Below are 22391 nucleotides of genomic sequence, written 5' to 3'. Positions count from 1 at the left end.
ACAAATGGCAGGTTTAACACTAAGAGATGTGGGTAAATCCTACGGTGGATTGTCGGTAATGTCCGGGCTTGATCTTGATATTCATGACGGGGAGTTCTTGGTGCTTGTTGGTCCGTCGGGCTGCGGAAAATCGACGCTACTGCGGATGATTGCCGGGCTTGAGGAAATCACTGACGGTACGATCGCGATCGAAGATACAATCGTTAATGATCTGCCTGCATCCAAACGCGAACTGTCGATGGTTTTTCAATCCTACGCGCTGTACCCACACATGTCGGTGCGCAAGAACCTCGCGTTTGGATTGCAGAACATGAAGATGACCAAGGCCGAGGTCGCCCGCCGTGTCGACGAAGCAGCCCGCGTCTTGCAAATCGAAGAACTGCTAGAACGCAAACCCCGTCAGCTTTCTGGCGGCCAAAAGCAACGCGTCGCCATTGGTCGTGCGATCGTCCGCGAACCCAAACTGTTCTTGTTCGATGAACCCCTATCGAACCTTGACGCCGAACTGCGTGTGCAAATGCGCGTCGAACTTGCGTCGCTATACGCCAAGCTGGGCACCACAATGATCTATGTGACGCACGATCAGGTCGAAGCCATGACCATGGCCAGTCGGATTGTAGTTCTACGCAAGGGGACTATCGAACAGGTCGGCACCCCGCAGGAACTGTATACGCGCCCAGCGAACCTATTTGTTGCCGGGTTCATCGGATCGCCCAAGATCAACATGTTCAAAGCCACCGCATCAAAAATCGCGGATGGCATCCACATATCCGCGCCCGAGTTTGAAGACTTCGAAGTTCGCGGATTGGAGCGCGCGGTTGACGACGTGACGATCTGCATTCGCCCCGAAGCATTGGTGCTTGGTGGTGGTTCAATACAAGTCACTGCGGAAATCATATTGGTTGAATATTTGGGAAGCGAAATTTTGTTGCATGCGAAACTACCATCGGGTGCGACGGTATTGCTTCAGACCAGCGGTAAGGAAAAATATGCCCGCGGGCAGAACATTACCTTTGGATTTGAAACGGCCGATGTGCATGTTTTCGACCATAACGGCGACCGTGTCGCATTCACACATGAGGGAGCATTCGCATGAAACTTGCCATTGTCGGTTGCGGGTCTAGGCACGCGATGTTTAGCGGCAGCGTTACCCAAGATTACCCTAACAAACATGAAATCGTGGCCGTGTGTGATAACAACCCTCATCGGCTTAGCCTTGCTGCGCAGGCCGCTTCGCGTGAAGGAACCAACGGTGTCGCGGCATATGATGCTGCTGACTTCGATACGATGATAGCGGAACAAAAGCCCGATACCGTCGTGGTCACCACCCCCGATTTCCTACACGCCAGCTATATCGTTCGCGCATTCGAGGCGGGCTGTGACGTCATTTGCGAAAAGCCCATGACGATTGATCTTGCCTCTCTGAAACAGATCACTGACGCCCAGAAACGCACAGGGCGTCAGGTTCGTGTTACCTTTAACTATCGCTATTCACCGGCGCGGACACAGGTCAAAGATATCATCGCATCAGGCCAAATTGGTGAGGTCACAGCCGTTGATTTCCGTTGGCACCTAGACCGTGTTCACGGTGCAGATTATTTTCGTCGCTGGCATCGCCAAAAGGAAAACTCTGGTGGGCTGCTGGTCCATAAATCGACGCACCATTTTGATCTGTTGAATTGGTGGTTAGGTGCAGTTCCGTCGCAGGTAACTGCCTCTGGGCGGCGGGCGTTTTACCGACCTGAAACCGCGCGCGACATGGGGCTTACACATCGTGGGCCGCGCTGCGCGACTTGCGAAGTTGCCAGTCAGTGCGATTTTGAACTTAACCTAGCTGAAGACGCCCAACTTCATGCGCTGTACCGCGAGGCCGAACACGAAGACGGGTATTACCGCGACCTATGCGTATTCGACGAAGATATCGGGATAGAAGACACGATGCAGGCTCATATCCGTTATGGATCAGGTGCCACGGTCAACTATACCCTGACGGCCTATTCCCCGTGGGAGGGGCTAGAGATCAAGTTCCAAGGGACCAAAGGCGATTTGACACATAAGCACGTCGAGGTTCACGGCGTTTTTGGTGGCGAACGCGCCCACGCAGGTAAAGAAGCGGTTTGGACCGAACTACACATCGCCGGTCAAGCACCGCAGCAGATAGATGTCCCAACAGCCGAAGGGCACCACGGCGGGGCCGATCCTGTCATGCTGGGGTATATTTTTGACCCAGATAACATGGAACCGGACCAATACAATCGGGCCTCGGATCATGTTGCAGGTGGTTGGTCAATCCTAACTGGGATCGCCGCGAACATGTCAATCGAGACCGGGAGCACTGTCGATATCCCGACAATGCTAAAGGCACGCGGCATTACGCTAAGCTGAACACAGGATGGCCCAGATGACTGCAAAGAAGAACGTCGTATTGATTGGCTGCGGCATGGTCGCCTCTGCCTATGTTGAGAGTTTTAGCAATCTTTCGGATCAAATGCAGTTGGTGGGGGTTCTGGCATCGACGGGCGACAGTGGCCGCGCGTTCTTAGAACGGCACGCCAAGCATTTCCCAAAAGCACGCGCCTATGAAAACATTGAAGAAGTCGTCGCAGCCAAGCCGGACATGGCGGTCGTCATTACCCCTCCAAATGTACGGGTTCCAATTGTGCAGTCGCTGGCAAGCGCGGGTATTCCTATTCTGATGGAAAAGCCAATCGAACGGACCCTCGCAAACGCCCAAGAGATCGTCGATATCTGCGCGGATATTCCGCTAGGTATCGTGCTGCAGCATCGCGTTCGCCCGTCGGCGAAAGCGCTGCAAGAATTGCGCGCGACGAAAGATCTTGGTGCGCTGCGGCTTGTAGAAATATATGTGCCGTGGTGGCGTGATCAAGGCTATTACGACGAACCGGGCAGGGGGTCGATTGCACGAGATGGCGGCGGGGTTTTGATCAGCCAAGCCATTCATACGCTTGATCTTGCGCTTCAATTCACGGGTCCGGTTACAGAAGTATGCGCGATGGCGCGAACGTCCGGTTTTCATACTATGGAATCCGAAGATTTCGTCAGCGCAGGCCTCGCGTTTGAAAATGGCGCAGTGGGTAGCCTTGTTGCATCAACCGCAACTTATCCCGGACGCACAGAGGAAGTTATTCTGCATTATGCCAATGCGTCGGTGACGCTGAAATCAGCAGAGCTATCTGTCGTTTGGCAAAATGGTGAACATCAGACAATTGGCACTGCGGTCGCCACCGGTGCAGGCGGGGATCCCATGGCATTTACCGCCGATTGGCACCAAGCGATCATCGCGGATTTCATTGATTGCATTGATAGCGGTGCCACACCCGCTGCAAGCGGCCAAAGCGCGCTTGCGGTCCATGCACTGATCGAGGCGATCATTACATCAAGTACATTGGGCCGCGTTGTCCCCGTCGAAAAGGTAGTGAGAACATGACTATTGAGAACGGAATTAAACTGGGTGCAATTGGGGTCGATCATGGGCACATTTTGGGGATGCTTGGGAACATGGTCGCCAATGGGTGCAGTATCACCCACTGGTGGAGTGAACGTGATTGGGCGCTGACTGAAAAGTTCCAAGAAACGTATCCCGACCTTGTTCGGGTTCCAGACCGCAACGCAATCCTAGATGACCCCGACGTCGATATGGTCCTCATTGCCGCAGTACCAGAAGACCGTGCCGCGCTCGCGATTGAGGCGATGAAAGCTGGCAAAGATGTCATGGTCGACAAACCCGGATGCACGACCTTGGCGCAACTGGCGGAAATTCAGAAAACAGTCGCCCAAACCGGACGCATCTGGACCGTGAACTTTTCGGAACGCTTTCAGGTACCATGTGTTGCAAAAGCCGAAGAGCTGGTTGCGCAGGGTGCCATTGGGAATGTGATCCAAACGATAGGCATGGGCCCGCACAAGCAAAACCTGCAAACTCGGCCTGATTGGTTTTTTGAACGCCCCCGCTATGGCGGAATTTTGACTGATATTGGTTCACACCAGATCGACCAGTTTTTGTTTTTTACCGGCTCAACCGAGGCTAAAATTAAGCACGCATTGGTCGCAAACAAAAGCCTGCCTCAACACCCCGGTTTTCAAGACTTCGGCGAAGTCTTGTTAGAGGGAAACAAGGGGCATGGTTACGTCCGTGTCGATTGGTTCACGCCCAAGGGGCTTCCTATGTGGGGCGATGGGCGTCTGACGATCCTTGGTGATGCGGGCTATATTGAGCTGCGCAAATACATTGACCTCGCGAATGGAAACCGGGGCGATCAGCTATTGCTTGCGAACCAAGACGGTGCCGAGGTGATTGATTGCCGTGAAGTGCCTTTATCCTATTTTCCACGCATTTGCGCAGACATCCAAAACCGCACCGAAACCGCAGTAAGTCAGGCGCATACCTTCCGTGTTATGGACTTAACAATCCGGGCGCAAATGCTAGCCGAAGGGGACGCGCCATGAAAAAGGTCAAGGTTGCGATCATCGGTGCCGGGATCGGGCAAAAACACTATATCGCCTATCAGCAGCTACTTGAAATGTACGACGTGGCCGCGATTTGCGACGTGGATATGGCGCGGGCCCAAGCCTTTGTCGATGACGCGCATTTGTCGCGTATCACCGATGATTTTGACGCGGTGCTTGCGAACCCAGAGATCGAACTCGTTGATATATGCCTGCCGCCGCATCTACACTTTGATTTCACTGCGCGGGCCATGCGTGCAGGCAAGGACGTGATCTGCGAAAAGCCGCTCGCGAACAGCGTTGCCGACGTTGACCGCCTGATCGCGATATCAACCGAAACGGGGCGCACCGTCTTTCCGGTATTTCAATATCGCTTTGGTAAAGGTATATCGCAGCTGCGTGCCCTGATCGATAGCGGATTGGCGGGGCGTCCTTTTGTTGCTTCGCTTGAAACACATTGGAACCGGGGCGCGGATTACTATGCCGTCGATTGGCGTGGAACATGGGCAGGGGAGCAAGGTGGTGCAATTTTGGGGCATGCCATCCACGCGCATGACCTATTGACCCATGTGCTTGGCCCTATTTCGTCTGTTTTTGCAAGGGTGGCAACAGGGGCGAATGACATCGAAGTCGAGGACTGCGCTGCGCTGTCAATCACGCTTGAAAACGGGGCGCTTGCGACAAGTTCTGTCACATTGGGCGGCGCTACGGATACCAGCCGTCTTAGGTTTTGTTTCGCAGGCGTTACCGCAGAAAGCGGGTCCGATCCATATCGGCCTGCTGAAGGGGAATGGGCCTTCACCGCCCGCGCGCCAGTAACCCAAGATCAAGTTGATGCTGTGGTCAATGCAGTCACTGACCCACCTGCGGGTCAGGTCGGATTTTCCGTCGAGGTATTCCGCGCGCTACGCGGTATTGAAGCGCATTATGTGAATATTCACGAAGCGCGTAGGTCGATCGAATTTGTCAGCGCGACATACCAATCGGCCCGGTCGGATATGCCCGTTTCATTACCGATAAAAGATGATGACGCCACCTATAATGGCTGGACGCCAAAGGCATAACGAACACCAGAGATGCTGGCATCCGTTATGTCAGGTTTCAAATGCTGCGTCATACGATTGACGCAATACATTCTTTTGCACCTTACCCATGGTATTGCGGGGGAGCTCTGGAATGATGACCAGCTTACGTGGTTGCTTAAATCGTGCGAGCGACTGCCCAATGGTTTCGGAAATCTGATCTAGGTTTGGTGTTTCGCCGCCTTTCGAGACGATCAGGCCAATCACGGTCTCACCAAAGTCAGGATGCGGGACCCCGATGACTGCGCTCTCAAGAACACCGGGCTGTTCGTCTAGAATAAGTTCAATTTCTTTGGGATAGATGTTGAAGCCACCAGAAATAATCAGATCCTTGTTCCGTCCGACAATCGTGACGTAACCGTCATCATCAATCATCCCAAGATCGCCGGTGATAAAGAAGCCATCGGCCTGCAGTTCTTCGGCTGTTTTCTCGGGCATTTGCCAGTAGCCCACAAATACGTTTTGTCCACGGACTTCGATCTGGCCAATCTCGCCGGTGGGAAGCGTTTTGCCAGTTGCTGGATCAGTGATTTTCAACTCGACCCCCGGTAGCGGAAAGCCCACGGTTCCGGCACGCCGATCCCCGTCATAGGGGTTTGACGTATTCATATTGGTTTCGGTCATCCCATAGCGTTCGAGGATGCGAAGACCTGTTCGGTTTTCAAAGGCCACATGGGTTTCGGCCAGCAAAGGCGCGCTGCCTGAGATAAACAACCGCATATGTTGTGCGATTTCTTTGGTGAAGCGCGGATCGTCAAGCAGGCGGGTATAAAAGGTAGGCACCCCCATCATCGTGGTCGCGCGGTGCATGTTCGTAATCATAAAGTCGAGATCGAATTTCGACATAAAGATCATCGAGCCACCAGCCATGAGCGTGACATTCACTGCAACAAACAGCCCGTGGGTGTGGAATATGGGGAGCGCATGCAAAAGCACGTCTTGATCCGTAAAGGCCCAGATATCCACGAGTGTCGTCGCGTTGGACAGCAGGTTGCCTTGCGTTAGCATCGCGCCCTTGGACCGTCCGGTGGTGCCTGACGTATATAGGAATGCCGCCAGATCATCGGCTGTACGTTCGACAGTTGCGAACACATCGGACTGGTCTTTCGCAAGATCGGCAAGGCTACCGCCACCTGTTGTGCCCAGCGTTTCTAACCGCGTGTTTGTTGCTTTGGCGAGGTCGGTCAATGTGTCACGCCGCTCTGGCTGACATACAAAAAGTGCAGCGCCGCTGTTTTCGATAAAGTAGCTGACTTCGTCAGGCGTATAGGCGGTGTTTAGCGGCAAAAAAACCACTCCCGATTGAACGCAGGCAGCATATAGCACCAGCCCATCGGCGGATTTATCGATTTGCGCGGCAAGACGGTCACCGGGCTTTAACCCCATCGCGGCAAGCGCGTTTGCAAATCGTGCGGTTCTTGCCAGAAAATCTGAATGCGAGATTGTCTGTCCGTCTTCGAGGTGCAGAAATGGGGTCGCTTTTCCGGCGTGGCGACCGAACAATGTATCATAGAGAGGGTTGACCATCGAAGGGTTCCTTATGTGTCGGACTTTTCTGCAGCGCGTGCCAGCGCCTTGACGTCGGGGGATGCGGCGACTTTGTTCGATGCCGCAAAGTGTTCATGGTTTTGCGCTATGGCGGACAGATCGTAAAGGTAATTGACCATCACACCCAACGATTGGGCCTGCCCGTTGGGCGACGTATCGGCATTTGCATGTACGGCGTGCACTTTCGCGCCATTCCCAAGGTGAAACCGTGCTACAGGATCAAGCGGCGCCCCGTTTGGCCGCTTGGCGTTTATCAGGTACCGCGCCGCAAGTCCGGGCAAGCGTTCAGGCGTGGCACTTTCATCTAAACCTTCGGCGGCGAGCCATTTGGTCAAGCCGGGAATGGGTGACAGAGTTACAAATGTTTTTAGCCCCGGCAGTTCCCGTGAAAGATCATCGACGACCTGTTTGATCAAAGAATTCCCAAACGAAATGCCCGCAAGCCCCGCCTGACAGTTTGATATCGAATAAAAGACGGCTGTGTCAGCCAATTCTGCATCCATAACATCGCGCCCATCAGCAAGAACGTCTTGGATTGATCCGGGCACACCTTTGGTCAATGCAACCTCGACAAAAATCAGGGGCTCATCCGGCATGGCCGGATGAAAGAAGGCAAAGCAACGACGGTCCGACGGCTGCATTCGTCTGCGCAGATCACCCCAACTGTCGATGGCGTGCACGGCTTCGTATGCGATGATTTTTTCAAGAATATACGCCGGGCTTGCCCAGTTGATTGGGCGAAGGACAAGAAACCCGCGATTAAACCAAGACAGAAACAAGTGCCGGAAATCTAGATCTAGTGCTGCAAGCGATGCGTCTTCTTTAACCATGCCAAGCAGGTCTTTTCGCATTTTCACCAGACTGCCTGTTGCGCCGGGTACCTGATTCAGGCGACGCACAAGTTCTTGCCGGGCTGGCTCTGCCGCAGTCATGAAACTGCGGTAGGTCGCTTTTGATGGCTCGGCCTCATAGGCATTTAGGGCCTCGCGCACGGTTTCAGGATTAATGTCTAACCCTGTTGCAAGGTGCAAAAAGAAATCACGCTTTTCGTCTGTCTCCATCGCCGCATAGCGGTCTAGGATTTGCCGCGCGAGCGTCATCCCTTTGATTTCACCATGGTTGCCGATCAGGTCGGCAACCAGTTCTTCGATAGGTCGATTATCCCACTGTGCAGCGGTGAAAGCCTTGGTCGATCGATCAAAGACCGAAGACAGAAGATCCGCGAGAAGACTCATCTTGCGGCCCCCATCACATAGTCGGGCAACCACGTCGCGATACTTGGAAACAGGCACAGCAGAAGGATAGCCAACACCATACAGGCCACATAAGGGAGTGAACCCAGCAGGATCGTCTTAAGCGGGATATCCGGTGCAATACCGTTGATCACATAAAGGTTCAGGCCAACGGGCGGCGAAATCAGCCCGATTTCCATATTGATGGTCAGAACAACCGCAAACCAAATCGGATCAAATCCAGCGGTAACGATGACCGGCAGCAAGATTGGTGCCGCCATCAGAATGACCGCGACGGGTGGCAAGAAGAACCCTGCGATCAGCAAGAACACGTTGATCGCGGCCATCAGCCACCAGCGGTTCACGTCAAGCTCTGCAATCCATGCCGCAATCGACTGCGTGATGAACAGGCTCGACAGCATATAGGAAAACACACCGGCCGCCGCGATGATAAATAGGATCATCACAGACTCTTTGGTGCTGTCCCGCAGCACGACCCACAGGTCACGCGGATTCCAAAGCTTGTAGATCACCATTGCGACAAGCAAGCATAGCAGAGCCCCCACCGCAGCTGTTTCCGAAGGCGTCGCAATGCCGCCGTACATGGAATATAGCACGCCGACAATGATCATTAAGAACGGGATCACGCGCGGTAAAATCTCAAACTTTTCGCGCCAAGTGTAAGCTCTTGTGTTTAGCAACGCTCGGTCACCTGACTTGGCCGTAGAATAAAGCGACCACACCATGAACAGGCCAACCAGCATCAGTCCCGGAAATACGCCAGCGAGGAAAAGGCGGCCAATCGAGCTTTCTGTGGCGATCCCATAGACGATCATGGTGACAGAAGGCGGGATGAGAATGCCCAACGTACCACCCGCCGCAATTGACCCTGCGGCAACGCCATCTGGGTAACCACGCTTGCGCATCTCAGGGATGCCCATTTTGCCGATAGCCGCACAGGTGGCAGGGCTTGACCCTGACATCGCGGCGAATAGTGCACATGCGCCAAGGTTGGAAATGACAAGCCCACCGGGTACGCGCGTCAACCACCGCTCAAGCGCTTCGTATAGGTCAGCGCCCGCACGGGTCGATGCAATCGACGACCCCATGATGATGAACATCGGAATGGATAATAGCGCAAAGTTATCCAGTTTTCCGAACAAGATTTCGGGCATCAGTTCCAGTGAACGGGTGCCATCAAAGACGATCAAAAATCCTGCCGATACGATCAAAAGGCCAATGGCCACCGAAACGCCAGAGAATAGTACGATGATAGTGAATAGGGCGACTAAGCCACTAAGGACGAGAGGGTCCATCAGTTATTCTCCAATCCGAATGGTTGATCGATTTTCAGGACAATTGCGACAAGGTCCGCGATGAGCTGCAATAGTAGCAGCCCTAATCCGACAGGCAGTGACAGATATGGGATCCAAAGGCGAACACCCCAAACAGTGTCAGATTTCCAGCCACGATCCCAAGCAAAATGCCAGAATTCATACCCGTACCAAAGCATGACAGCCATAATCGCGATCGACATCGAAAGCGTCAGAATTGATAGGTAAAACCGTGCGCGTTTTGGCAGCAGCAATGGGATCAGATCGACGTTCACATGCCCGCGCAGCCGCTGAACATAGGGCAGCCCGATCAATGTCGCCGCGATCACCAGGTAGATCACCATCTCGGTCTGCCAGATGGTCGATTGGTTCAAAACAAACCGCACAAAGATCATTTGGCATGTCACCCCGACCGCCACGACGATCATCGCTGACGATACCCAGCCTGCAACGGTCGATAGCGCGGCAACAGTTTTTAGAAAGGGGTTATTCCCCGTGTTGGATGCAACTGCATCGTGGTGGCCAGTCATGTGTCACCCTTTTTGCCCGTAAATTGTCGAATGAAGGGCGGTGATGCACACCGCCCCAGTTGCGGTCACTCGACAGCGAGCGCGAGATCAAGCAGCGCCTGACCGTCTGGTGTTTCTTCGACAAAACGCGCGTAAGAGGTTTCTTGCGCCAGTGCCCGCCATGCATCGAAATCCGCTTGGCTCATCTCGGCGATTTCAACGCCTGCGTCACGGAAAACGTCAGCAGATGCTGCGTCTTCTTTCTTTGCTTCTTCTAAATAGTAGGCTTGGGCATTTTCAGCAGCGGCAAGCAGGGCCGCCTGTTGATCTTCGTTTAGCGCTTCAAAGGTCGATTTGTTCATGAGCATCGGCTGATACATGAACCAAAGCGCAACATCACTCGCAGGTGTATAGCAAGCGACCTGTTCGTAGATGCGGTATGACACGAAGGACGAAGACGATGTGTTTGCAGCGTCAAGAACACCTGTCTGCATTGCGTTGTAGATCTCGGAGGAGGCCATAGATGCGATTGATGCGCCAGCACCGGCAAGCATCTGTTCGAATGCTTTGCCCGCCGCGCGGGTCTGAAGCCCATCAATGTCCGTTGGGTTCGTGATGCAACCTTCTTTCCCGGCAAATCCACCGGCAAGATAGCCGTGCACCAGAACCATCACATCATCTTCGGCCATCTTTTCCTCTAGGGCTGCCATAAACGGTGATTCATTCATGCGCGCGGCGTGATCGTGGTTTTTAACCAATCCCGGCATCAGCGTCAGGTTATAGGCTGGCTGTTGTCCACCCGCGTAGGATAGCGGCAACACGGTCATATCAAGCTGGCCACGGCTAAGCGGCGTGTATTGTTCGCGCGCCTTGAATAGTGATTGCGAGCCGAAAATCTTGATCTCAAGATCAACATCGGCCGCGGCAACTTCGTCAGCGACCATTTGTGCAACTTGATTACGAATGTCTTGGTTTGACCATTGGTGTGACAGGCGCAGTTCCTCGGCTGCAACAGTACTGGCAGCTAACGACACGGCGGCCGCAGCTGTAGATAGCTTAAACATATTCATTTTTGTTCCTCCCTGGAATACGGCACGACGCGAATCGCACAGTATTTCAGCAGATTTGAACATCGTGCATCACAAGTCAATATTCTTGTATACAAGAATAACATGATTGTACTTTTTTTGATCTGATCTATTATCAAGTTATGACAATACGAAGCGCAGATCGGATCACAAAAGAGCTCGAGCATCTCGTTTTTACGGGTGAGTTAGGTGATGGAGAGAGGCTTGACGAAATCAAGCTTGCAAAAAGGTTTGGTGTATCACGCACGCCGGTTCGCGAAGCGATACAAAAGCTCGCCACATCTGGGCTCGTGACCCAAGAACCGCGGCGTGGGGCGTTCGTGCGCCAACCCGGGCCTGTTGAGCTCATGGAAATGTTCGAAGCAATGGCGGAGCTTGAGGCATCATGCGGTCGACTTGCGGCATTTCGGGTGTCTGACGACGCGCTTGTTCTGCTTCAGACCGCGAACGACAAATGCCAAGCCGCTCTCGATCAAGGGGATCCTGATCTGTACTATCAGGAAAATGAACATTTTCATCATCTGATTTACAAGGCGTCGGGGAATGGGTTTCTGGAACAAGAGGCCCAAAAACTACACCGGCGATTAAAACCCTTTCGGCGTGTTCAATTGCATCTTCGTGGACGTATGAAGCAATCGATGTGTGAACATCGCGAAATTGTGGCGGCTCTAGTCGAAGGGGATGGGGACCGCGTGGCAAACACGCTGCGTGACCATATCGCGATTCAGGGTGAGAAGTTTCATCATCTGATGGCGAACCTCAAAAAAGGTACGTAGAAATTTAAATTGCTGGTCGACGTATACATGCGTATTGCGCGTAACCACGTAAAAGCGATTGGTGTTCAACTTCAACATCCGCTGAGAGAGCTTCAAGCACCGCCGCAAGATCATCGCGCGGGGTGACATGAAAGCGACCGAGCCAACTGCGCAGCCACCGTTTAAACCAGACAGGTAGGTGGCTTTGATCACCGAAATCCACGATATGAAGTTCGCCCCCGGGTGCCAAGTGGTTGATTGCCTCTGATATTGCGCCCTGCCATGCGGGGATCATCGATATGCAATATGACATGACGATACGGTCAAACTGTCGCTGCGAAAATAAATCCTCAGCATTGAAGTGTGTCGCGTCACCTTTGGCAAGCTGTACACGCTGACCAAGTTTATGCCGCGCCGTGCGCAGCATTTCCGATGATATATCAAGCCCATAAAGATGGCGGTTCGGATAGCGCTTATCAATTTGATCTAGGTTTCGGCCCGTACCACATGCAATTTCCAGAATGTGGGCTTTGTGCGAAGGGCGTAATGAGCGCAACGCATGATCACGGCCTAAAAGGTAATATTTGCGCGTTAAATCATAGATCCACCGCTGCCTGCGATAAACACTATCCATCAGGGCGCCGTGGGCGTCGGTCATCAGATTAACCTTTCATCTGATATAGGTGAAAGCCGCCGTAGATTGCGGAACGATCATTTTGAAAGCCGTGCGCAGATGCTTTGGGTTGATAGACCCAGCGCGAGAGCGTTTCATCGGAAACTCTGCCCGGCAGTATATCATCTGTCCCACCTGTGCGGAAAATCACGCGTGCACCCGGTGCCGCTGTGCGCGTGATCTGATCCCAAAGCGCATTCAGTTGCGTGTCATTCATCCAATCTTGGGCATCAAGCAATACATAACATTGCTTTGACCCGTTTGGTTGCCCAGCCAACACATCAGTGAGCGATCTGTTCAACACCTTTACGCGGGATGCATTCGCACGAACGATGTCAAAGTTCTGTGCTTCAAGGTAAGGTGGCACGGATGCGTTGGGCGCCTTTTGGTATCCGCGGTTCGCCGCCTGCCAAGCAAAGTAATTATCCTGAATAGGAAAGTCGCAAAACAATTTCCGTGTGCGTTCTTTTAAAACAGCGATGATATCACCGCCTGCATCCGCCGCGAGCTTGTCATACTGTGCTGGTGGAATACCAAGACCAAATAGTGATGCCCGCCGATTGGCAAGAAATCGTATAACGCGACTATCGTACAGCGGGGCGATTTGCGTATCAAAGAATGCCTTTTGTTCGCCCAAAGTATTAGCAGACAGCAGGGCATCAAAATCAACGCGCGCGACTTTTGCGACCAGATGGATAAGCCCAAGAAAACGCCCCAGAACTCCGTGGCGATATAGTCCGCGTGATAAAATGGCTTTGCGTCGCCCTGTGATGGTCCATCTATCCCAATAATCACGTGTTTCGTCATCAAGATGTGGCGCTACGTGTGTGTCGAATGTAGTCAGGTTTTTGCGCATGTCGGCATGACCAAGCACATCAAACAGTGTGGCGTGATCCGGTAGGTTTTCAACCGTGGCAAGCTTGAGCTTGTTCAGCATCACATGCGCCGGAGACAAGTCAACGCCGATGATCGAAGATGGGCTTTGGGTAAGGTAACTTAGGATGTTACAGCCGCCCGAAGCGATGCAGACTATATTATCATCAGGGCCGATATTTAACGCTTCCATATCGACACGCGGATCTTCCCAGATTTGGGCATAAACGAGGCCATGAAAAAGCCGCGCAAAAATACGTTCCAATAGACCTGCACGCGTCAGTTGGGCGTTTTGATTGACCGCAGAACTTAGTTGCTCGCTTACGGTCGGCATGGATGATGTCATTTCATTCTCCGGATTAGCTGTCTATTCTGGACAGCTCTTTGGCTTTTCGGCGGCGTGGCTTTTCAATTGCGGCAGCCCTTGCTTTTTCTTCCCAGTCAATCAGAACGATCTCGCCGGTTGGGGTTTCGATAACGGCTGTGCAGCTTTCAACCCAATCGCCTGTGTTGATGTACGTGATGTTTTTGATATTGCGGATATTTGCGTGGTGTATATGGCCGCAAATCACGCCATCATAACCGCCTCGCTTGGCTTCATCGGTCAGGACATCTTCGTATTGACCGATAAAACTCACCGCTGATTTCACCTGCCGCTTTGTCCATTTTGACAGCGACCAATACTGACCGCCCCAAAGCGATCGGAGCAGGTTGATCTTTGGGTTCATCCAAATCAAAAAGTCATAAGCAGCATCGCCAAAATGCGCTAACCATTTGGCGTTCATCACGACGGTATCGAATTGATCGCCATGTGTGACCAAATATCGTTTGCCATTCAATCCGACGAAATCCGCAGTTTGCACAACTTCGATCCCGCCAAAGTGGGTGCCCAGATAATTGCGCATAACCTCGTCGTGGTTGCCCGGAACAAAGAAAATTTGGCCACCATTACGCGCACGTTCCAACAATGCTTGAACAACGTCATTATGTGATTGCGGCCAATGCCACCCTCGGCGACTAATCGCCCACCCATCAAAGATATCGCCTATCAAATAAATAGTAGCCGCATCGTGGTCGGCCAAAAAATCAAGTAACAGATGGGCTTGGCACCCTCTGGTTCCAAGGTGAATGTCAGACAAGAATATTGTTCTGCAAAGCATCTAACGTGCCTCCGAAACGCATTTCAGGAACGAATAGCTTTGTGATGTGACAGTGACGTGAAGACACTGTTGCCAAGGATATCACTGGTTGAAAATCGCGCATGACTTGGCCTTGGCGAAGCGCGATGCCCACGTTATGACGGGCATCCGAACACATTGGAGACACCGCCATGACCGCCGTCGCAGATCGTATCGCCCGTAACATCGCAACCGAAATCGAGGCACGGCCTGAACAGGTTAATGCGACCGTTGCTTTGCTAGATGCAGGCGATACCGTTCCATTTGTGGCGCGCTACCGTAAAGAGGTGACAGGCGGATTGGATGACGCGCAACTGCGTAAACTTGCCGAACGGCTAAGCTATCTACGTGATCTTGAAAAACGCCGCGCGAGCATTCTTGGCGAAATCACGGGGCAGGGTAAGCTGACTGATGCGCTGGCCCGCTCTATTGCCGAGGCAGATACCAAGGCGGTGCTTGAGGACCTATATCTTCCATTTAAACCCAAAAGACGCACAAAAGCGATGATCGCACGTGAAAATGGGTTGGATGCGTTGCTTCGTGCGATTCTTGATGACAGGTCGGCGGATCCGGCCGTACTGTCACAGGCGTATCTGTCTAAGGCCGTATCATCGACCAAAGATGCATTGAACGGCGCGCGCGATATTTTGGCCGAAGAACTTGGTGAAAACGCTGCTTTGCTAGGCCGCTTGCGCGCGTTTATGCAGCAAGAGGCCGTTGTCACAGCAAGGGTCAATAAGGGCAAAGAAGAGGCCGGGGCGAAGTTCTCGGACTACTTTGCACATACAGAAAAATGGGCGTCCATCCCGTCACACCGCGCTCTTGCCATCTTACGTGCCGCCAAAGAAGAAATTGTTGCGATCAATATCTTGCCAGACGAAGAAACCGGATTGGACCGTGTGATCGGGATGATTGCAGCCGAGATTGGGATACAAGGGCAGGGGGCAGGTGATATCTGGCTTAAGGACGCTGCCGCGTGGACGTGGCGCGTGAAGCTAAGCCTTTCGATGTTCATGGACCTGCTGACAGACATGCGTCGTCGTGCACATGCGACTGCGATCGACGTGTTTGCACGTAATTTGAAAGACTTGCTCTTGGCTGCGCCTGCGGGTGCGCGTGCGACACTTGGTTTGGACCCTGGCATTCGAACGGGTTGTAAGATCGCGGTCGTCGATGAGACTGGTAAGCTGCTGGATACGGCCACGATCTATCCCTTCCAACCGCGCCAAGATTTACGGGGTGCTGAAGAAACACTGATTCACCTCATCCGCAAACACGGGGTTGCTTTGATTGCGATTGGCAACGGCACAGCCAGCCGCGAGTCCGAGAAATTGGTTGCAGATGTTCTTAAAAACCTGCCGGCAGGCGTTTCACGTCCAACCCCAGTGATTGTGTCTGAAGCAGGGGCGTCCGTCTATTCCGCATCAGAACTCGCATCACAGGAATTCCCAGATGTAGACGTGTCTATCCGCGGCGCTGTTTCGATTGCACGCCGCCTGCAAGATCCGCTCGCTGAACTGGTTAAAATTGAACCTCAGGCGATTGGTGTTGGGCAGTATCAACATGACGTGGATCAGCGCCAGTTGTCGCTATCGCTTGCGGCGGTGGTCGAGGATGCTGTGAACGCTGTTGGTGTAGATCTAAATATGGCGTCGGCACCTTTGCTGTCGCATATCGCAGGTCTTGGACCGTCACTTGCACAAAACATCGTGGCGCATCGGGATGCAAATGGTGCTTTCGCTTCTCGTAAGGCACTGCTGAAAGTCGCGGGCTTAGGGCCGAAGGCATTTGAACAATGTGCAGGATTTTTACGTATCACGGATGGTACAGAACCGCTTGATGCGTCTTCGGTTCACCCAGAAGCCTACGGCGTTGCACGTAAGATCGTGCAAGCCTGTGGTCGGGATGTTCGTGCAATCATGGGCGATAGTAGCGCGCTTGCCGGACTAAGAGCAGAGCAATTCGTGGATGATAGTTTTGGCCTTCCTACAGTGCGGGACATTTTAGCCGAATTGGACAAACCGGGGCGTGATCCGCGCCCTGCGTTTAAGACGGCAACATTTGCTGAGGGCGTGGATAGCATCACGGACCTTAAACCTGGAATGTCGCTTGAGGGGACAGTAACAAATGTCGCTGCTTTTGGCGCGTTTGTCGATGTGGGGGTGCATCAAGACGGGCTTGTTCATGTTAGTCAGCTTGCCGACAAATTCGTTAAAGACCCGCACGAGGTTGTCAAAGCTGGTGATGTTGTGCGGGTACGTGTCACCGAAGTTGACGTGGCACGCAAACGTATTGGGTTGTCGATGCGAAAGGACAATCATCACCAGTCGCAGCAGGCAATACAGCCAAAGGCAAAGCCACATTCAGGGCACAAAGGAAAGGCGACCGCCAAGCCAAAGTCAGCGACGAACAATACCGGCGCTTTGGGGGATGCGTTGGCACAAGCCTTAAGTGGATCACCAAACAAAAGCCGTTAGTCGCTATGTAGTTTTACTAACCTACCCAAATGAACGCACAGAGATCAAAGGCGTCTTGCTACATCAACGGGCGTCAGATTGAAGCCCGAAATTCGGGGCTAAATTGACTGTCTTTTTCAGTAGAATTTGCATTGAGTAGGTCAAGAATGTCTGTTTTGCGTAGTGGCTTTGACAAATAGCCATTCATTCCCGCCGCGAGGCAGCGCTCCATGTCTTCGGCCATCGCATTTGCTGTCAGGGCGATAATGGGTACTTCTTTTGCACCGTTTAGCTTTTCAAGCCTACGAATTTCTCGGGTCGCGGACAGACCATCAAGAACAGGCATCGATATATCCATGAAAACAAGGTCAGGCTTCCAGTCATCTATTGCATCAAGCGCAATTTGACCGTTTTCCCAAAGCACAAGATCGTCGACGAATGGCCCAATAATTTTTTCCATGAGGACACGATTGATTACATTGTCCTCTACAACAGCCACCCGCATTGGGAAATGGAATGTGTCTTTATTGTATTCCGTTGGTTTTACTTTGGTTTGCTTCATTTTGAGCGTAGCAGTCGATATTGCTGCCTTTAGGTCCGTCGTTTTGACGGGTTTATTTACCAAGATATCGATACCTAGATCGTCAGCACGATCTTTCAATTCTTCGAGATTTCCGGACGACAGGAAAATGATTGGAATATCTTCAGTTGCTGGCGAAGTGCGCATCGCTGTTGCCACATCTGCGCCAGATCGGATAGGCATGTGGTGGTCTAAAATTGCGATATCAAATTTGCTACTGCGCGGGTGTTGTGCGAGCACCTCAAGCGCAGAGTCATATGAATTTGCAGTATGAGACGTCATACCAAAGCTTTTTAAACGATCTGATAGTATGCGGCGGTTCACATCTAGATCATCAACGATTAACGCGTGAAGGCCTGAAAGCTCGACCTTTGTGGTTAATCGGGTTGAGGTTGCAGGTGCGGCGACTGGAAGAGATAGGGAGAAAAAGAACTCTGTTCCGACACCCAATTCACTTTCAAACTCAATGGTTCCGCCCATCAGTTCAATGAGCTTACGTGTGATAGCAAGGCCAAGACCGGTACCTTCAATCTCGCGTGTTTCGCTACTTTCGACCTGTTCAAAATCAGCAAATATTTTGTGCTCTTTGTCGGCTGGAATGCCGATTCCGGTATCCTTAACCGAAAAACGAATGCTATCGGGACCGTCCATCTCGACGTTGATTTCAATATATCCTGTTTTTGTAAATTTCACCGCGTTGCCGATCAAATTCAGCAAACACTGCCGCAATCTAGCATCGTCACCTTCGACCCAAACAGGGACTTCATCAGAAATATCAACGCAAAGTTCAAGATCTTTGCCTTCGGCCGCAGGGGCAAGCAACACAGCTGCATCTTGAATGCACGCATGAATATTAAACGGGTGCCTTGAAATTGAAATATGTCCGGAATCAATTTTAGAAAAGTCTAAGACATCGTTGATAATCGTTAATAGCGCTGCGGCCGATTGAACAATCGTTTCTGTTAACGACTTTTGTTCTTTATCCAAGTTCGTTTCGCTGAGCAATTCCGCCATTCCGATAACACCATTCATCGGAGTACGGATTTCATGACTCATATTCGCCAAGAACCTGCTTTTGGCTTGGGCCGCCGCTGCAGCGGCTTCTTTTGTTTCGGCTAACTGTTTATTCGAACGCTGTAGGTGCCTTACAAACCAAATAATAATGGCAATAGGAACAAGCGCAGAAAGCAGTAAGATGGAAACTAGAGAAAGTGACAGGTCTTTGAATGCCCCCAAGATAGTGTCGTGTGCTTCAGACACATCGACATACACCTCGGCAACGCCCACAACAGCGCCATCTTCGGTGAGCGGGAAATATGTCTCGGCATACCAGTCCGGTCGGTCTTCTTTTTCGCGACCATCATTGACGACGGTTACTTGCACCCCTGTCTGAATGGCACGCAGTGCGGTGCTGTTGGTTTCGTCATCTGTAATAAATGTCGCATCAACACGATCCACATTGTCAGAAAGAAGAATGAGATGCCCAGAGGCATCAAATATCTTAAATCGAAATACGTCAACAAAGCTCTGGGCATTATTAAGTACGCGTATCTGTTCACTGTCTGCCGCACCGTTGCGAATGATTTCGCTAAATCCACCAATCTGCGACGAAAAGTGAGCAACCCAAGTACTCGCACTTGCTTCTGATCGCGCAACCAAAGTTTGGTGCGCCATACTGGTTGTCTGTGATCTTATGGCAAATATGCTCACATAAATAGTGAACCCAATTGCAAGCACAAACAGTATGTTCTTTTTCAAGCCAAATCCCCCGATATTTCACAAAATAGCGCTGACTTTTGGTTAATGCGATTTACCCTATCCTACCTTAAGTTGTTATAAGTTCGCTAGCGTTTAAAACGATTTATTTCAATTATTTGTTTATATCGGCAAATATATCAATCCCGCCAAAGTGTTTCTTTGGCGGGGGAGGGCCACTATTGATGTCTAGGTGGCAGTCGAAATCGGTCGCCAATAACCTATTTGCATTGCTGGTGCAGGGCGTCTGATTGCGCTTGGTGCCAAGCCCGGTCGCCTTTGGCGTCTTTCACACGTGTTGGTAACCCGATGTCGTCTAGCAACGTGAAAAGCGGTTTTGGGTCTAGTTCCTCGACGTTCATCATCACGCCTTGGTCATAGGTGCCATCTGCGATTAGCATTGCGACTGCGACAGGGGGGACGCCAGCGGTGTAGGATATACCTTGGCTTCCGACTTCGTTGTAGGCGTCCTTGTGGTCGGCAACATTATAGACAAACACCTCGACCTCTTCGCCATCTTTGGTGCCCTTAACCAGATCACCGATGCAGGTCTTGCCGGTATAGTTGGGCGCAAGGCTTGACGGGTCAGGCAGGACAGCTTTGACCAACTTCAACGGAACAACTTCTAAACCTTCGGCGGTGACGACAGGTTGTTCTGACAGTAACCCAAGGTTCTGAAGCACTGAAAACACATTGATGTAATGGTCGCCAAAGCCCATCCAAAACCGGATATCAGCCTGCGGATAGTTTGCGGCAAGCGAATGAACCTCGTCATGGCCAGACATATAAGCCTTTTGTTTGCCAACGACGGGTAGGTCCCATTCACGGCCAACTTCGAACATTTTGTTCTGCTGCCATGCGCCTTGTTGCCAACTATAGACCGTGCCGGTGAATTCGCGGAAATTGATTTCGGGGTCAAAGTTCGTCGAGAAATATTTGCCGTGGTTGCCCGCGTTGATATCAACAATGTCGATAGATGTGACTTTATCCATGAATTCATCAATTGCGAACCGCGCAAACGCATTCACCATTCCCGGATCAAATCCAGCACCTAAGATCGCTGTGACGCCTGCTTTGGCGCAATCATCCCGGCGTTTCCATTCGTAGTTGCCGTACCACGGTGGGGTTTCACATATCTTGGATGGATCTTCGTGAATAGCGGTGTCGATATAGGCCGCTCCGGTTTGAATACAGGCCTCAAGAACGGTCATATTCACAAACGGAGAGCCCACGTTGATCACAATCTGTGCGCCGATTTCGGTGATCAATGCAGCAACAGCCGCGCTATCCATGCCATCCACGCTATGTGCTTGAAAAACGCCATCTTGTTTCATCGCGTTCTTATCATGCACGCTTGCGATTATTGCCTCGCACTTTGAAATAGTCCGGCTGGCAATGTGTAATTCGCCCAGCACATCGTTATTTTGCGCGCATTTATGCGCCACGACCTGTGCGACGCCACCAGCGCCAATGATAAGAACATTGCGTTTCATGTATCCAAGAGACCTCTTCTCAGTTTGTTAGGATAGAGCAGCAGCGAAATCGTCGTAGTCGAAATCGCGTACTAGTTTTACGGTTCCATCAAGTTCACGTATCGCGATGCTGGGCATCTTAACACCATTGAACCAATTTTTCTTAACCATTGTGTATCCGGCGGCATCGTGGAACGAAAGCCGATCACCAGACTTAAGCGGTGCATCAAAGCGAAATTCGCCAAAGATATCACCAGCAAGGCACGATTTGCCACAGATCATCCATTCATGATCACCTGTGTTGGGGCGCATCTTGGCGGGTTCACGGTAGATCAGCAAATCCAGCATATGCGCCTCGATTGAACTATCAACAATCGCAAGGTCTTTACCGTTGTGCATGGTGTCCAGAACGGTGACTTCTAGGGTGGCGGCACCAGTAATCGCAGCTTCTCCGGGTTCAAGATATACTTGTATATCATAGGTTTGCGCAAAGTTCTTTAACCGGTTTGCTAGTTGATCAAGCGGATAATCGTCGCCTGTAAAATGGATACCACCACCTAGGCTGACCCAATCCATCTTATGGATGATCGTACCAAACCGATCTTCGATCAGGGTAAGCATCGTATCAAAGCGTTCAAAGCTGTCGTTTTCGCAGTTATTGTGGAACATCAGACCGCTGATTTGATCCGCGACTGCAGTAATATCGGCCGGATCATGTTCGCCTAGACGGCTAAAGGGGCGGGCAGGGTCTGCAAGGTCAAATTCGGATGTCGATACCCCGGGATTCACACGTAACCCACGCACATGCCCCTGCGACGCTTTTGAAAACTTGGTAAGTTGTCCAATAGAATTGAAGATGATCTTGTTAGAATAAGCTAACACATCATCAATTTCGTAATCCGCGTAAGCAACCGAATAGGCGTGTGTTTCACCGCTGAATTTTTCATGCCCCAAGCGTACTTCGTATAAAGACGAAGATGTTGATCCGTCCATGTAATCGGCCATGAAGTCGAAGACAGACCATGTTGCAAAACATTTAAGAGCAAGCAAAGATTTTGCGCCGGATGCGTCGCGCAGCCATGCGATTTTTTCAAGGTTTTGCAACAAACGGGACTTGTCGATCAGATAATACGGTGTCTGCATCTGTGAACCTCTGCGGTGGTCAAGCATTGTAACTCTGCCATTAAATCTATCACGAGGCAGGCGCAAACAAATTGCGGTTTTTCTGCGCATCAAGCAGCACAACGAAGTGCCGCGATTATGATTTCTGCCTTTGCGAAGCACCTTACACGAAGGCAATTTACATTTTGCCAGCCTAAATAAGCGGCATAAGTTATTGAAGCGGCTTTTGTTCTGACGGCTTCTATTGCTGGATATAGCGGCGGGCGA

18 protein-coding genes are annotated in these 22391 nt (G+C 51.6%); 7 read left to right on the top strand and 11 right to left on the bottom strand.

The genetic code is table 11. The annotated features are described in order from the left end of the window. Positions 1-4 precede the first annotated feature (4 nt). Genes CYQ09_RS04755 through CYQ09_RS04735 form a run of 5 tightly spaced genes read left to right on the top strand, consistent with a single transcriptional unit; the run spans position 5 to position 5531 of the window. Positions 5-1096 (top strand): ABC transporter ATP-binding protein, encoded by a 1092-nt coding sequence (locus CYQ09_RS04755; RefSeq protein ID WP_106744250.1) that lies wholly within the window; start codon positions 5-7, stop codon positions 1094-1096. Continuing rightward, on the top strand, positions 1093-2385 hold the full coding sequence (locus tag CYQ09_RS04750; protein WP_106744249.1) for a Gfo/Idh/MocA family protein: 1293 nt from the start codon (positions 1093-1095) through the stop codon (positions 2383-2385). Before CYQ09_RS04755 ends, CYQ09_RS04750 begins: the two co-directional genes overlap by 4 nt. 16 nt (positions 2386-2401) lie before the next feature. After that, positions 2402-3448, top strand: coding sequence for a Gfo/Idh/MocA family protein (locus CYQ09_RS04745; protein WP_106744590.1), 1047 nt, complete (start codon positions 2402-2404; stop codon positions 3446-3448). Beyond that, positions 3445-4467: a Gfo/Idh/MocA family protein gene (locus CYQ09_RS04740; protein ID WP_162617566.1), complete on the top strand. Its 1023-nt coding sequence runs from the start codon at positions 3445-3447 to the stop codon at positions 4465-4467. Before CYQ09_RS04745 ends, CYQ09_RS04740 begins: the two co-directional genes overlap by 4 nt. After that, entirely contained in the window at positions 4464-5531 is a 1068-nt protein-coding gene (locus tag CYQ09_RS04735) for a Gfo/Idh/MocA family protein (RefSeq protein ID WP_106744248.1), read from the top strand. The genes CYQ09_RS04740 and CYQ09_RS04735 overlap by 4 nt, the downstream gene beginning before the upstream one ends. A gap of 30 nt (positions 5532-5561) precedes the next feature. Here the strand turns inward: CYQ09_RS04735 and CYQ09_RS04730 are convergent, their stop codons facing one another. The 5 genes from CYQ09_RS04730 to dctP form a co-directional block, all read right to left on the bottom strand. Next, a complete protein-coding gene (locus tag CYQ09_RS04730; RefSeq protein ID WP_106744247.1) occupies positions 5562-7076 on the bottom strand; it encodes a malonate--CoA ligase in 1515 nt (504 codons plus the stop codon). Positions 7077-7087: 11 nt separating this feature from the next. Beyond that, entirely contained in the window at positions 7088-8332 is a 1245-nt protein-coding gene (locus tag CYQ09_RS04725) for a malonyl-CoA decarboxylase (protein ID WP_106744246.1), read from the bottom strand. Beyond that, positions 8329-9645 carry a TRAP transporter large permease gene (locus CYQ09_RS04720; protein ID WP_106744245.1) on the bottom strand — a complete coding sequence of 439 codons (1317 nt, stop codon included), beginning with the start codon at positions 9643-9645 and terminating at the stop codon, positions 8329-8331. Before CYQ09_RS04720 ends, CYQ09_RS04725 begins: the two co-directional genes overlap by 4 nt. Continuing rightward, a complete protein-coding gene (locus CYQ09_RS04715; RefSeq protein ID WP_106744244.1) occupies positions 9645-10193 on the bottom strand; it encodes a TRAP transporter small permease in 549 nt (182 codons plus the stop codon). The genes CYQ09_RS04720 and CYQ09_RS04715 overlap by 1 nt, the downstream gene beginning before the upstream one ends. A gap of 65 nt (positions 10194-10258) precedes the next feature. Beyond that, positions 10259-11242 (bottom strand): TRAP transporter substrate-binding protein DctP, encoded by a 984-nt coding sequence (gene dctP, locus CYQ09_RS04710; RefSeq protein WP_106744588.1) that lies wholly within the window; start codon positions 11240-11242, stop codon positions 10259-10261. Positions 11243-11382: 140 nt separating this feature from the next. Here dctP and CYQ09_RS04705 point away from each other — a divergent pair, with 140 nt between their 5' ends. Beyond that, positions 11383-12036: a GntR family transcriptional regulator gene (locus tag CYQ09_RS04705; RefSeq protein WP_106744243.1), complete on the top strand. Its 654-nt coding sequence runs from the start codon at positions 11383-11385 to the stop codon at positions 12034-12036. 4 nt (positions 12037-12040) lie between these two features. Here CYQ09_RS04705 and CYQ09_RS04700 read toward each other — a convergent pair whose 3' ends face one another. The 3 genes from CYQ09_RS04700 to CYQ09_RS04690 are packed head-to-tail and all read right to left on the bottom strand — an operon-like array spanning position 12041 to position 14721. Further along, on the bottom strand, positions 12041-12673 hold the full coding sequence (locus CYQ09_RS04700; RefSeq protein WP_106744242.1) for a class I SAM-dependent methyltransferase: 633 nt from the start codon (positions 12671-12673) through the stop codon (positions 12041-12043). A 4-nt stretch (positions 12674-12677) separates the two neighbouring features. Further along, complete coding sequence (locus tag CYQ09_RS04695; RefSeq protein ID WP_106744241.1) at positions 12678-13907, bottom strand: DUF3419 family protein; 1230 nt, start codon at positions 13905-13907, stop codon at positions 12678-12680. Between the two features lie 13 nt (positions 13908-13920). After that, positions 13921-14721 (bottom strand): UDP-2,3-diacylglucosamine diphosphatase, encoded by an 801-nt coding sequence (locus CYQ09_RS04690; RefSeq protein ID WP_106744240.1) that lies wholly within the window; start codon positions 14719-14721, stop codon positions 13921-13923. Between the two features lie 170 nt (positions 14722-14891). On the opposite strand from CYQ09_RS04690, the gene CYQ09_RS04685 reads away from it, so the two are divergent. Then, on the top strand, positions 14892-17216 hold the full coding sequence (locus CYQ09_RS04685; protein ID WP_106744239.1) for a Tex family protein: 2325 nt from the start codon (positions 14892-14894) through the stop codon (positions 17214-17216). Between the two features lie 73 nt (positions 17217-17289). Here the strand turns inward: CYQ09_RS04685 and CYQ09_RS04680 are convergent, their stop codons facing one another. The 3 genes from CYQ09_RS04680 to CYQ09_RS04670 form a co-directional block, all read right to left on the bottom strand. Beyond that, positions 17290-19449 (bottom strand): response regulator, encoded by a 2160-nt coding sequence (locus CYQ09_RS04680; RefSeq protein WP_106744238.1) that lies wholly within the window; start codon positions 19447-19449, stop codon positions 17290-17292. 302 nt (positions 19450-19751) lie between these two features. Continuing rightward, on the bottom strand, positions 19752-21023 hold the full coding sequence (locus CYQ09_RS04675; RefSeq protein ID WP_106744237.1) for a saccharopine dehydrogenase family protein: 1272 nt from the start codon (positions 21021-21023) through the stop codon (positions 19752-19754). A gap of 27 nt (positions 21024-21050) precedes the next feature. Next, positions 21051-22145 carry a carboxynorspermidine decarboxylase gene (locus tag CYQ09_RS04670; protein WP_106744587.1) on the bottom strand — a complete coding sequence of 365 codons (1095 nt, stop codon included), beginning with the start codon at positions 22143-22145 and terminating at the stop codon, positions 21051-21053. Positions 22146-22391: the final 246 nt, after the last annotated feature.

Source organism: Yoonia maritima, assembly GCF_002933395.1.
GTDB lineage: Bacteria > Pseudomonadota > Alphaproteobacteria > Rhodobacterales > Rhodobacteraceae > Yoonia > Yoonia maritima_A.
The sequence above is the reverse complement of the archived record's forward strand: the minus strand, read 5'-3'. Positions and strand labels throughout refer to the sequence as shown.